The organism is Nocardia nova NBRC 15556, assembly GCF_001613005.1.
GTDB classification, from domain to species: domain Bacteria; phylum Actinomycetota; class Actinomycetes; order Mycobacteriales; family Mycobacteriaceae; genus Nocardia; species Nocardia nova.
Map to the genome: position 1 here is coordinate 173753 of NZ_BDBN01000007.1, position 13112 is coordinate 186864.

General features: G+C 67.0%; 10 protein-coding genes and 1 pseudogene. 6 read left to right on the forward strand and 5 right to left on the reverse strand.

Going from position 1 to position 13112, the window contains the following annotated elements; genetic code table 11:
* Positions 1 to 53 precede the first annotated feature (53 nt).
* Positions 54 to 3286: pseudogene (locus tag NN2_RS39170) on the forward strand (protein kinase domain-containing protein).
* Between the two features lie 32 nt (positions 3287 to 3318).
* Here NN2_RS39170 and NN2_RS04695 read toward each other — a convergent pair.
* Positions 3319 to 4554 (reverse strand): PucR family transcriptional regulator, encoded by a 1236-nt coding sequence (locus tag NN2_RS04695; RefSeq protein ID WP_063010719.1) that lies wholly within the window; start codon positions 4552 to 4554, stop codon positions 3319 to 3321.
* Positions 4555 to 4671: 117 nt separating this feature from the next.
* On the opposite strand from NN2_RS04695, the gene NN2_RS04700 reads away from it, so the two are divergent.
* Entirely contained in the window at positions 4672 to 6159 is a 1488-nt protein-coding gene (locus tag NN2_RS04700) for a long-chain-fatty-acid--CoA ligase (protein ID WP_063010794.1), read from the forward strand.
* Positions 6160 to 6210: 51 nt separating this feature from the next.
* On the opposite strand, the gene NN2_RS04705 is transcribed toward NN2_RS04700, so the two are convergent.
* Positions 6211 to 7338: an NADH:flavin oxidoreductase gene (locus tag NN2_RS04705; protein ID WP_063010721.1), complete on the reverse strand. Its 1128-nt coding sequence runs from the start codon at positions 7336 to 7338 to the stop codon at positions 6211 to 6213.
* Positions 7339 to 7450: 112 nt separating this feature from the next.
* On the opposite strand from NN2_RS04705, the gene NN2_RS04710 reads away from it, so the two are divergent.
* Complete coding sequence (locus NN2_RS04710; protein ID WP_063010723.1) at positions 7451 to 7876, forward strand: MarR family winged helix-turn-helix transcriptional regulator; 426 nt, start codon at positions 7451 to 7453, stop codon at positions 7874 to 7876.
* A 219-nt stretch (positions 7877 to 8095) separates the two neighbouring features.
* Here NN2_RS04710 and NN2_RS04715 read toward each other — a convergent pair whose 3' ends face one another.
* Together NN2_RS04715 and NN2_RS36925 are read right to left on the reverse strand one after the other, a co-directional pair.
* Complete coding sequence (locus NN2_RS04715) at positions 8096 to 8812, reverse strand: DUF8020 domain-containing protein (protein WP_146098629.1); 717 nt, start codon at positions 8810 to 8812, stop codon at positions 8096 to 8098.
* Between the two features lie 360 nt (positions 8813 to 9172).
* Positions 9173 to 9418, reverse strand: coding sequence for a hypothetical protein (locus NN2_RS36925; RefSeq protein WP_156511209.1), 246 nt, complete (start codon positions 9416 to 9418; stop codon positions 9173 to 9175).
* A gap of 75 nt (positions 9419 to 9493) precedes the next feature.
* Between NN2_RS36925 and NN2_RS04725 the strand changes: the two genes are divergently transcribed.
* The 3 genes from NN2_RS04725 to tsaA all read left to right on the forward strand — a co-directional run bounded on the left by NN2_RS04725 (position 9494) and on the right by tsaA (position 11698).
* Entirely contained in the window at positions 9494 to 9973 is a 480-nt protein-coding gene (locus NN2_RS04725; RefSeq protein ID WP_146098631.1) for a hypothetical protein, read from the forward strand.
* A gap of 274 nt (positions 9974 to 10247) precedes the next feature.
* Positions 10248 to 11207 (forward strand): AraC family transcriptional regulator, encoded by a 960-nt coding sequence (locus tag NN2_RS04730; protein WP_063010731.1) that lies wholly within the window; start codon positions 10248 to 10250, stop codon positions 11205 to 11207.
* A 77-nt stretch (positions 11208 to 11284) separates the two neighbouring features.
* Positions 11285 to 11698 carry a tRNA (N6-threonylcarbamoyladenosine(37)-N6)-methyltransferase TrmO gene (gene tsaA, locus NN2_RS04735; RefSeq protein WP_063010733.1) on the forward strand — a complete coding sequence of 138 codons (414 nt, stop codon included), beginning with the start codon at positions 11285 to 11287 and terminating at the stop codon, positions 11696 to 11698.
* A gap of 19 nt (positions 11699 to 11717) precedes the next feature.
* Here tsaA and NN2_RS04740 read toward each other — a convergent pair whose 3' ends face one another.
* A complete protein-coding gene (locus NN2_RS04740; RefSeq protein ID WP_063010735.1) occupies positions 11718 to 13079 on the reverse strand; it encodes an NAD(P)/FAD-dependent oxidoreductase in 1362 nt (453 codons plus the stop codon).
* Between the last annotated feature and the right edge of the window lie 33 nt (positions 13080 to 13112).

Sequence of the window (13112 nt, forward strand, 5' to 3'; positions counted from 1 at the left end):
GGTGTCAGGGATATTCTGACTGGTACCTGCCGGCAGAAGTTGACGAGTAGTCGATGGTCGAGAGCGATCGGTTCAAGACACAGCGTGATGGTGGTGTCGACGTCGTCACGGAGTTGGGCTCTGCGGGTTTCACGGACGCCGAAGAGATCGGACGCGGCGCTTTCGGGCAGGTGTTCCGCTGCACCCAACCGGCGGTGGATCGCACGGTGGCGGTGAAAGTGCTGAGCGGCGAACTCGACGAGAATCGGGCGCGCTTCTTTCGCGAGCAGCGAGCGATGGGGCGGCTGACCGGGCATCCGAACATCGTCGACATGCTCGAAGTCGGCGTGACGGCGACCGGCCGCCCGTACCTGGTGATGCCCTATCACGCTCGCGGATCTCTCGACTCCCGCATCCGCCATGATGGTCCGCTGCCGCTGTCCGATGCGCTGCGGCTCGGGGTGAAGATCGCGGGCGCACTGGAAACCGCGCATCGCGCCGACATCGTGCACCGCGATGTCGAGCCGGGAAACATTCTGATCACCGACTACGGCGAGCCGGCGTTGACCGGCTTCGGTATCGCCCACATCGCCGGTGGCTTCGAGACCTCCACCGGCACGATCAGCGGATCCCCCGCCTTCACCGCACCGGAAGTACTGAGTGGGGCCGCGCCCGGCCGGGCATCGGATGTGTATGGGCTGGCAGCCACGCTCTTCTGTGCCTTGACCGGGCACGCCGCGTTCGAACGCCGCAGCGGTGAACAAGTCGTCGCGCAGCTCCAGCGCATCACCGGGCAGCCGGTTCCGGACCTGCGCGAGCACGGAATTCCCGACGATGTCAGCTCGATCATCGAAGCGGCGATGTCGCACGAACCGTCCGATCGCCCCACCGCGGAGCTACTGGGCGACCAACTGCGCCGGGTGGAACGAAGCCATGGATTCGCAGTCGCCGACATGCCGCCGCGGAGCGAAACGGGTACCGAGAAGCCGTCCGGGACCCGACCGCCGGATGTCGCGGAAAACGGTACCGGCAGCCTCCCGCTCGAATTGACCAGCTTCATCGATCGGCGCTCCGAGGTGACCACGCTCGAGAACCTGCTGACCGGGTCACGGTTGGTCACCCTGACCGGAACCGGCGGAGTGGGCAAATCCCGGCTCGCACTGCGGATCGCACACCAGCTCAGGCCGGATTTCAGCGACGGGGTGTGGCTGGCCGAGCTGGCCGGCCTGCGCGACGCCACCGCGGTTGTCGATGTCGTCGCCGCCACCCTCGGTCTGCGGAACTGGGGCCCGGAGCCCACGCTGGATGTCCTCGTCCGGTACCTGTCCTCCCGCGATCTGCTGTTGCTGCTCGACAATTGCGAACACGTGATCGACGCGGTGACGACACTGACGGAATCGCTGTGCGCGCCTGCCCGCATATCCGCATCCTGGCCACCAGCCGCGAGGCACTGAGTGCCGCGGGCGAATCGGTGTTCGCGGTGCCACCGCTGCAGGTTTCGGCTCCGGCGGGCAGGACGGCTCGCCGCACAGCGCGCGAGGACGCCGTCACGCTGTTCGCCGCACGAGGGGCAACGGCCGTCCCCGGATTCGATGTCACCGACCGCAACACCGACACCGTTGCCCGGATATGCGCCCGGTTGGACGGATTGCCACTGGCGATCGAACTCGCCGCGGCTCGGCTCCGGACCATGTCCCCCGAACAGATCCTGTCCCGACTCGACGATCGCTACGCGCTGCTCACCCGCGGGAGTCGAAGCGCCCCGAAACGCCAGCAGACCCTGCAGTACTGCATCGGCTGGAGCTACGACCTGTGCACCGGGTCCGAGCAACGCCTGTGGAACCAGCTGTCGATATTCGCGGGCGGGTTCGAACTCGATGCCGCCGAACAGGTCTGCGGCCCCGGCCTCAGCGACGCCGAACTACTCGACGCCGTGGCCGCGCTGGTGGACAAGTCGATTCTGATCCGCGAAGACACCGACGGAACCGTTCGCTTCCGCATGCTCGAAACCATCCAGGAGTACGGCAGAAGCAGGGCACGAGACGACGGTGAAGACGCCGAACTCGACCGCCGCCAACGGGATTGGTGCGAGCAACTGGTACTGGCAGCGGAAGGAGATTGGGTGGGCCCACGGCAGCTGCAGTGGGTCGCGCGACTGGAACGGGAACTGCCGAATCTGCGGAAGGCATTGACGTTCAGCGTGTCCGAGGGGGCCGAGAGCGCATTGCGGATGACCGCTGCTCTCTACCCCTTCTGGACGATAAGAGGGCGACTCACCGAGGGGCGCCGGTGGCTCGAGCACGCGTTGATCCATACCCCCCACATACAGACCGTCGACCGAGCCAGAGTGCTCTACCAAGCCGTCGAGACAGCCGCGATCCAAACCGACTTGCCGGCCGTCCACGACACAATCGCGCAACTCGAAAGTCTGGCCGGACACATCACCGACCCTCTCGTCACCGCCCTGCTCGCCCACGCCCGAGGATACGAGTGCCTGGCGAGCGGGGACCTGCCTCGTGCGAGCGCCCTACTGACCGATGCCGTCGAAATCTACGCCGACACCGGCGAATCGGGGCTACAACTCGACGCCCAGATCTCGCTCGGATGGTCGTACACACTGCAGAACGACACCGATCGCGCCCTCCCCTATTTCCGCAAAGCTCTCACCGCCGCCGAGTCGGCCGACGAGACCATGCGTCGAGCATGGGCACTGTGGGCCGCGGGATTCACATTGTGGCGACGGAACGAAACCGACGGCGCCACAAGCTATTTGCACGAGGGCATTCGCGCCGCGAGACTACTGGAGGACCCCCTCACCGCCGCGGCTTGCTCGGAAATCCTGGCCTGGCTGGCCGCCGACGCCCGCCATTACCGGCGCGCGGCGGTATTGATGGGTGCCGCCGACGCATTGAGCAGCGTCGCGGGCAGCTCCGCCTTCATGTTTCACGATCTGCTCGCCTACCGTGAAAACTCCGAACGGAGCAGCCGCACGGCGCTGGGATCACGAACCTTCGACACCGCCCGTCGAGAAGGCGCAGCGATGGACTTCGACACGGCGGTGTCCTTCGCCCTCGGCGAGGGATCCGAAACCGCCGGGGCGACAGCACATTCGGGCCGGCAACTGACCAAGCGAGAACGCCAAGTCGCCGACCTCGCCGCCCAGGGATGGACCAACAAGGCGATCGCCGCCGAGCTGGTTATTTCGCAACGCACCGCGGAAGGCCATGTCGAACATATCCTGACCAAACTGGGATTCACCTCGCGCGCCCAGATCGCCGCATGGGTCGCCGGGCAACCGCGGGTGTGAACAGACCACGTCAGCCGCTGCCCGTCGGCGGCTCACGGGTGATTCGTGTCCTCGTGGGGGTCGGGAGTCAGGCGAGCGCCCAGTTCGGGGAAGGTGCGTATCGCCTGCAACGCGGCCGCCAGCTCGGCGACGGTCGCCGGGTCGTCGAGTTCGCCGTCCAGACGCTCCTCGAGCCGGCGCATCCGATAGCGGACGGTGTTCTCGTGGCAGTACAGCACGCGCCCGGCCTCGGCGGCGGAGGAGCGAGCGTTCAGCCACGCCTCCGCCGTCGTGAGCAAGGTACTGCGATCGTCGTCGGCCATCGTGAGCACGCGACCCAGGACCCGCCTGACGAAACGGCGAGTCGTGTCGAGGTTGCCCATCACGAGTTCGGCCATGGGGGTGTCGGGTAGCTGCCGTACGCCGGTGGCATCGGGTTCGAACGTTTCCACCGCGATTTTCGCGAATCGCAGTGCGCGCGGTGTCCGGTCGAGCCGGCTGTACGGCGGACTCATCCCGACGCGAGCGGACGCGAATTTGGCTATCAGCGAACGAATTTCGTCGGTGCGGCGCCGGCCGCAGGACAGGATGACGATCTCGTGTTCCGGCCCCGCCCGCCACGCGGAGGCCACATCGAGTGCGCGCAGTCGCTCCTCGAGTCCGGGCAGCGCGGGCCGGCCGAGCTCGGGTGTCTCGGCGACGACGACGAGAAACGAACCGTCATAAGGCATATCGAGCAACTTCGCGATTTCCCAGGCGGTGTGGTTCTCGTCGGAAGGACCGTTCAGCAGAGCCGCCACCAGCGCCGAACGCCGCCGATCCGCGAGAATCATGGCCTCACCGACCGCGGCGCGGTAGGACTCGGTGAGCGCGGTCGAATAGTCGTCGGCCATGGCCCAGATGTCGGTGGCGACGTTGAGCAAGGCATCGAGCGAACACTGCCCCGAGGCACGGGCGGAATCGAGCAGTCGCTGCCAGAGAAACGCGGATCCGAGCCGGAAAGCGCGCAATACCTCGGGCAGTGGCGCCCCTTGTCCGGCACGCTCGCGGCCGGTCGAACGCGGTGCCCGAAGCTCCAGCGTCCGGCCGTGCGCCAGCCGATGCAGCATGTACTCGAGGTTCGATCGGGTCGACCGGCGCAGTTCCGCGCGCGGCACCACGCCCGGCTCACGGTAGATCTCGATCTCCTCGACGATGCGGTCGACCAGGTCGTCGGTCAGCTCGTCGAGCCGCCCGGTCAGGCCGTTCGCTATCGGCACGATCAAGGAATCGGGAACGCTGCGGGGCACGATGCGAGGCTACGGCCATGCGGGGCCGGCGAGAATATCGCGGGGCACAGATTTCCCGGCCGTCCACTGTCGCCCGCCATATGGGCCCGGGGCTGTCTGGTGCAGACGATTGTCGACGTGACCAATCTCGCCATCAACCTGAAGGACGCCGCCGGTCAGTTTCCGGACCGTGCCGCGGTCCGCCTCGACGATCAGCTCCTGACCTACGCCGCGTTCGACGATCTGAGCGCTCGCGTGGCCGGGCGGCTGCGTGACCTGGGCGCGCAGCCCGGTGACCGAGTCGCGATGATGCTGCCCAATGTCACTGCCTTCCCGGTCGTCTACTACGGCATTCTGCGGGCCGGCCTGATCGCGGTGCCGATGAATCCCCTCCTGAAGGAACGCGAAGTCCGGCATCACCTCGCCGACTCGGGCGCCCGGATCCTCTTCGCGTGGCATACCGCCGTCCCGGAGGCCACCGCCGGAGCGGCGCAGACGGAGGTGCGCGTTCTCACCGTCGCCGACGACGCTGCGACCGAGTTCGCATCGTGGCCGGACTCGCCGGAAGTAACGGTCCGCGACGACGAGGACACCGCGGTGCTGCTCTACACCTCGGGCACGACCGGCACCCCCAAAGGCGCGCAACTGACCCACGCCAACCTCCGGGCCAATGCCGCCGTCGCCGCACGCACATTGCTCACCGCCACCCCGGACGACGTGATCATGGGCTGCCTGCCCCTGTTCCACGCATTCGGGCAGACGTGCTGCCTCAACGTCGCCGTGCTCAGCGGAGCCACCATCACCCTGGTCCCACGCTTCGACCCGGAGCTGGTGCTGAAGGCGATCGAACGCGACGGCGTCACGATCTTCGAAGGCGTGCCGACGATGTACGTCGCCATGCTCGGCGCGGGCCCCGGCATCGCCGACACCGCGACGTTGCGGCTGTGCCTGTCCGGTGGCGCCGCGCTCCCGGTCGAGGTGCTGCGGGGATTCGAAGAGCGATTCGGCGTTCCCGTCCTCGAAGGGTACGGACTGTCGGAGACCTCGCCGGTCGCCTCGTTCAATCGTGTCGGCGCCGCGCGGCCCGGGTCGATCGGCACCCCGATCGAGGGCGTGCAGATGCGGGTCGTCGATGCCGACGGCAACGACGTCGCGCCCGGTGAGGCCGGCGAAATCGCCATCCGCGGCCACAATGTCATGAGCGGCTACTGGGATCGGCCCACGGCTACCGCCGAGGCGATCAGGGACGGCTGGTTCCACACCGGCGATATGGCGAAACAGGACGCGGACGGCTACTTCTACATCCTCGACCGCAAGAAGGACCTGATCATCCGGGGCGGTTTCAACGTCTACCCGCGCGAGATCGAAGAGGTCCTCTACGAACATCCGGCCGTCCTCGAGGCCGCGGTGCTCGGCGTGCCCCACGAGACCCACGGCGAGGAAGTAGCCGCCGTGGTCGCGCTCGTGCCGGGTGTCGAAGCGACCGCCGACGACGTGCGCGAGTACGTCAAGGCCCGCGTGGCGGCCTACAAGTATCCACGCCAGGTGTGGCTGGTCGATGCCCTGCCCAAGGGGCCGACAGGCAAGATCCTCAAACGCGAAATCGTTGTCCCGCAAGGATTGTGAGGACGAGCTCGCCGGCCCCGAGGCGAGGGAGACTCCCGGCTCGGTGTCGTCCTAGCTCAGGGTCTTCAGCGCGGCCGCATCGTAGGCCTTCAGTTCGTCGATCCGGCCGCCCAGCACCTTGGCAGCCCATTCCGGGTCCTGCAGCAGGGCCCGGCCGACGGCGACCAGGTCGAACTCGTCGCGTTCCAGGCGGTCGAGGAGGTTGTCGAGGCTGCCGAGTTCGGCGCCGCGGCCCGTGAAGGCGTGAAGGAAGTCGCCGTCGAGACCGACCGAGCCGACGGTGATGGTGGGTTTGCCGGTGAGCTTCTTGGTCCACCCGGCCAGGTTCAGGTCCGAACCCTCGAACTCCGGGAGCCAGTACCGGCGGGTGGAGGCATGGAAGGCATCGACACCAGCGGCGGCCAGCGGCGCCAGGATCGCGTCGAGCTCCTGCGGGGTCTCGGCGAGCCGCGCGTCGTAGGCCTCCTGCTTCCACTGCGAGAAGCGGAAGATCACCGGGAAGCCGGGCGACACGGCCGCGCGGACCGCGGCGATGATCTCGGTCGCGAACCTGGTGCGCGCCAAGGGATCCCCACCGTAGGCATCGGTACGGCGGTTCGTGCGCGCCCACAGGAACTGGTCGATCAGGTAGCCGTGGGCGCCGTGCAGTTCGACCCCGTCGAAACCGATGCGCTCGGCGGCCGCGGCAGCCTCGGCGAAGGCGGCGACGACGTCGTCGAGGTCGCGCTGGGTCATCGCCGCACCGGTCCCCTCGGTACCGTCGACGCGGATGCCGGAGGGACCCATGGCCGGGGCCTCGGGGTAGGGCTGTTCGCCGTGGTTGCGGACCATGCCGATGTGCCACAGTTGCGGCACGATCGTGCCGCCCGCCGCGTGCACGTCCGCGGCGACCTTCGCCCAGCCCGCCAACTGCTCGGCACCGTGGAACCGCGGTACCCGATCGCTCTGACCGGCCGACGCGTGGCCGACGTAGGTCCCCTCGGTAACGATCAGACCGACACCGGCGGCAGCCCGGCGCGCGTAGTAGGACCGCACGTCGTCGCCGGGAATGCCGCCCGGGGAGAACATGCGCGTCATCGGCGCCATCACGATGCGGTTGGGGATGGTCAGGCCGTTCAGGGACACGGGCCGGGACAGGATCTCCGCTGCGCGGGAGACGTCGGACGCGGTGACGGGCACAGGTTGCTCCTCGTAGAAACTTGACAACTTTGATGGTTGATAACCTCAAGCAATTTCCACGGTAGGGGTGAATAGTTGAGATGGTCAAGTTTCGGGACGTAGGATGAATTGCATGGCAGAGGTTCAGCACATCGATACAGCCCAGCTCATGGAGCTGCTCTCGGTGTCGCTGGGCGTCTACTACAGCGACTTCACGGCCGCCGCGGCGAGTGAGAACCTCACGGCGAGCCAGGGCAAGACCTTGACGGTGCTGCGCCGGGGTCCCGCCGCGATGCGCACCCTGGCCGAGATACTGGCGTGTGACGCGTCCAACGTCACCGGGATCATCGACCGGCTGGAGAAGCGGGGTCTCGTGCGGCGGGAGGCCAGCGCATCGGACCGTCGCGTGACGAATCTGGTCATCACCTCCGAGGGCGAGCGTGCCGTCGACGCGATCCGCGCGACGATGCACCGGACCCGGGAAGGCCTGAGCAGGCTCAGCGACGAGGACCGAGCCCACCTGTACACGCTCCTGGAACGGGCTTTCGTCCAGCCCTGACGCCCGACAAGGCCGGGGCTCGGCGTTCCAACCCGTTGCGCTGCAGTTACTTTGCCCGAGGGCGCGGGCTGGTCGACAGCCGTGAAAGCCGGACGTGGGCGTCATCGAACACTGTTCGACCAGTCCCGTTTCCGCGAGAAACGTGCCACCGCAGCGTTTTTCACCCCTGAGCGGGGTGTCGCGCCCGGTCCGTGGACGAAACGCGACACCCGCAGAGCGTTACTTCTGAGGGGCGGTGAGGGTGTTGTACATCTGGACCAGAGAGACCACCGCGGCGGGGCCGCCGATGGCGACCGTGCCGATCGCGGCACCGAGCGCCGCACCGGAGATGGCTCCAGCGATACAGCCTCCCGGTGCGCCGGCGAAGAACAGCGGCGGCATCAGCGCGGTGCCGACCACCGCACCGGCCACACAGCCGCCGGCGAGACCGATCGCGGTACCCAGGAGGACACCGAGGCCGGAGGCCAGGCCGACCTGGTTGGCGGCCACACCGAGCGCAGCGTTGAAGTCGTCCTGGGAGAAGATCGGTTTCGCCTCGGGCTGCGTCGAGGCGACGGCGTCGGCAGGGTTACGACTGGGGGTGAGCGTCGCGGTGCGGCCATCGGCATCGATCTGCGCGGCGATGGGCCAGTCCTTGTGATCGAGCCGATAGGTCAGCGGCATGCCGAAGGCGAGATTGCCGTTGCCGTCGAGCAATTCGAACTGGTTTCCGCGAGTGGTCAGGCGGCCCGCATCGGTGCGCAGCACTACCGACTGGTCGACCACGTTGGCGGTGTAGTGAATTCCGGGGGCGACGTCGGTGCTGATCGTCGCGTCGGGTTTACCGGCCGCCGGGTCGGACGGCGACGGCGTGTCGGCGTATGCGGTACCGGCGGAGACCGTCAGCGCGGCGATCGCGATCGCGGAGGTGGCGGCGAACTTCTTCATGGTCTTCATCAGTTGTCCTTCTTCGTGAGCACGAATGCCCACGAGTCGAAAAGTGGCGAGGGAAACGACAGTGGCGGACTATCTTTTCTGCCCGCGAGCAAAGGCCTGGCGGCGAGCAGGAAACAGCTACATGGCAATGACAGATCCCGGCCGATGATCCCGGAGGAAAACCGCCGTGCACATTCCCATCCGATAGCGCCGCATCACAATCGCAGCGATACAGATGATCAGATCGACCGCACCGAAGTAAAGTATCGAATAACCACTTGTGGGAATATTCGCCGCAGGCCACCGTCCATTGCCCGCGATACGAATCTGTCGGTACGAGAAAGGTCGGTTGCCCAGCGGTCGCGCCGAACCGATAACCGGTCAGGCCGCTACCACAACCGGCAATGGGAAAGGAGGGCCGCGACGAGAAATCGCGCCCCGCAGCAGAATCGCGCCCCGCTGATCAGCGGCGTACGGCACACCGGAGAGGGGGTCGTCGAGGGCAGGGCGGGGCGAAAACGTCGACAGCAGAGTCCACACGAGCTCGGCCACCGCGCGATACAACCGCTCGGCCGCCGCAATGAGCAGGGCACACAGCATCGTGGCGGCCGCGTGCGCGGCGAGCATGATCCATCCCCCGTCGCAGCCGCTGATCTCGGATGGATGCGAAGGTCGCGGCGGCTCCGTCGATGCCGATGCCGTGTGGCCGAGCAACTGCCCCAGGGCCAGCATCCCGAACAACCGCAACCGGCCGCGGCCGGCCGAGGAACCCACTGCCGCACCGACTACGCCACTGACCAGCAACACGAGCATAAGCGCAGCAGAATTCGGAGAGTCCCCTTCGATACCGTGCGCCGCGAAAGCCACTATTCCGCATGCGACGCCGGCCACGCCACCATAAATTCGATTACCCGGCCGCATCATTGCATAGACCTCGCGACCGCCCTGTCCGATGACAACGACGATGTGTCGGCAACACAGACGAGCGATATTTCATCGGCGACCTTCACCACAATCGGAACCAACCAGGCGGAACGCAAGCACTATAACCGCGAAGACGGAAAGATGAGAAATCCGAGCAGTCTCGACGGAATGCGTTTCCAGCTCAATCGGCGAAACGTTGATCCGGACGTGAAAGTGGCGTTGGTGCGATACGTCTGTTTTTTCCGATCTGTCCTGTAAATCCCTTTATCGGCAACCGCGGACCCCGACGGAAATGATCCTGCGGCTCTCGAGTCGCGCCGCGGGCACACCAGTCGGCAGCGAGTCTTGCCAGAATGCGCCGTGAACTTGCCAGAAATCGGAAGTGTTGGCGTCTAACGTTTTTCGTGCGCCCAGGGGTGGTCGCGGCGGGCACACTGATCGCGGATCCGCAAGCAGGAGGGGAGATCCGCGCTCAGGCCGGAGCTGTAGCTTGAAGCCGTTCTTCGGCCGGCCGCGCGAAAGGGAACTTCTCTTGGATTCGGAGTATCAGTGGGAGGAGGAATCGTCGGCATCCGCCGAGACACTCGCCGAGCGGATGGAGTACTGGCACCACTACCTGCGGAGTCGGCAAGGGTCGGTGGGATTGGCGTTCGGCGACGACGCCGACGACTTCACCTGGTCGACCACCGCGCAGCGAGTCGGCCGGATGCAGATCGTGCGCTTCGATTCCGATCCCGTGCACTACCGCCGCACCGGACGAGATGTGCGCAGCGACGGCGACGACAGCTACCGGTTGCTGCTACCGCTGCGCGGGGAATTCAAGTTCGCGCAGGGTTATTCCGCGGAAGTCGTCACTCCCGGAACATTGGCATTCTTCCAGTGGGGTGCGCCGCTGGTGATGCGTCAGGACGAGCCACTGCGAGCGCTGATCATGACCGTCCCGGAGACGTCGGTGGATCTCTCCCGCGCCAGGAACGCTCCCCTCGCACTCGACGGACGTCGGCCCTTGGTGCGATCGCTGGTGCGCCAGATCGGTGAGCTTCACGCCGGTCACGGAGACTGGACCGCAGTGGATTTCGCGGTCGCGTACTCCAGCGCCCTCGTGTTGCTCGACGGTGTGCTCAACCACGATCACACGCACGTCGCTGGGGGCGGAAAATACGCGAATCTGGCTGCCCGTGCACGCGAGATCATGGAAATACACTGCGGTGACAGCAGACTGACCCCGGACGCCGTCGCCGGCCTGTGCGGTTGCTCGCGCCGGACGCTGCACAGCGCCCTCACCGAGGCGACCGGTCTGGCCCCGGCGGCACTGCTGCGCACGATTCGTCTCGACCGCGCGCGGCAGCGCTTGTCGTCTCCCCTGCCGGTGGACATGGACACGGTCGCGCACCACACCGGGTTCACCACCACACGCCGGTTCCGCGAAGCCTTCCAGCGCCGGTACGGCCGGAGCCCGGAGCAGATGCGCGCCGAGCTGTACGGGTCGTAGCGGAGTCCCGCGGCGCAAGCCGTGTCGTCACCCGAAACCCTTGACCTGCAGCGGGGTTGAGGTATCACACTGGGGCGGTGACCGACTATCTGCTGCGCCCGATCGGATCCGTCGAATCCGAACTCACGGACCTCGCTACCGCACCGCGCCAGCCCGACGAAGGCGCCCCGCCGGCCTGGATCGTGCTCGACGACCGCTACGCCGAGGCGCTGGAGGGCCTCGAGCCCGGGATGGACCTCGTGCTGCTGACCTGGCTCGACCGCGCCGACCGGGACACCCTGACCCTCCATCCCCGGGGCGACACGAGCCGTCCGCTCAGCGGGGTGTTCAGCACGCGCGCACCACACCGCCCGAACCCGATCGGGCTGCACGAGGTCCGGATCCTCTCCATCTCCGGCGCCCGGATCCGCGTCGCTCACCTGGAAGCCTTCGACGGCACCCCGGTCCTCGACATCAAGCCCGTGCTCGCGGCGTCCGCGGCGAACCGGTGAGAGGAGATACGCCCTGCGGTCAGTCGTTGTCGCAGAGCGCTTTCAAGGTCCGCGGGACTTCCTCGGCCGGTAGATAGCATCCGGTCTGCTCGAAACCGCCGATCGTGTGGATGCTGTAGTCGCCGTAGCCGATACGGAGGAAGTCGTCGCCGCTGAGGCCGTGCACGGTCCAGTCGAAGGCCACCCGGGCCCGGGCGACGAGGGTGCGCAGCGCCATCAGGTGATAGCCGCGCGTGACGAATTGTGCTGGGATGCCGCGCAATCCGATCTTCAGCGGGCGCGCCACCGCATCGGCGCCGCCGAGGTCGACCACCAACCCGAGGTCCTGGTGCCGGTACGGCGTCGGCCGCTCGCCACGAAGCGCGGCCACCAGATTCTTGCCGAGGTGACGTCCCTGCCGCATGGCGTGCTGCGCGGTGGGAGCGCACACCGCGCCCGCACCGGCGGTCAGATCGGGTACCGCGGCCGCATCGCCGCAGGCCCATACACCGGTGAGCCCCGGCACGGTGAAATCGGCTGCCGCGACGATGCGGCCCTTCTCCGTCGCCGCACCGAGGTGTCCGGCGAGAGGGCTGGGGACCACACCGGCGGTCCACAGCACCGTCCGCGTCGGGATGAACCGGCCGTTGGTGAGCTGAACCCCGTGGGCGGTAACCTCTTTCGCCGACGTACCGGTGATGAGTTCGATGCCGCGTTCGGCCAGATTCCGTTTGGCCTGTTCCCCCAGTCGCTGCCCGAGTTCGGGCATGATCCGATCGCCGTGGGTGACCAGATGCCAGCGCACCATGCCGGATTCCAGCTTCGGGAAATACCGGCGCGCGGCGGCCCGGGTGACCTTGTTGAGCACCGCCGCGGTCTCGGTACCGGCGTAACCGGCGCCGATGGTGACGAAGTTCAGCCGCTCCCGGTCTTCCTCCTCGCCGCCGCGCACGGCGGCGACATCCAACTGCTGCAGGACGTGGTCACGCAGGAACATGGCCTCGGCGAGCGTCTTCATCCCGAATCCGTACTCGTCCAGTCCGGGCACATCGAGGACGCGAGTGATACTGCCCGGCACCAGCACCAGATGGTCGTAGTCGAGAGCGCTGTCGGCGCCGGCGGATCCGCGCACGACGACCTGCCGGGTATCCGGATGCACCCCGATCGCCATCCCCGGCACCACCTCGGTGCGGCGCAACACCCGCCGCAGCGACACCGTGATCGATCGCGGATTCAGCACACCCGAGGCGACCTGCGGCAGCAGCGGCAGATAGAGCAGCCCCGCATCCGGTGTCACGAGTTGGATGAACGCCTCGTCGGAGCTGAGATGACGTTCCAGGTAACGGGCACATTCGACGCCGGAGAAACCACCGCCGATGATCACGATCTTCGCGGGACTCACGAATTCACTCTACTGATCGCGACCGAAGACGCA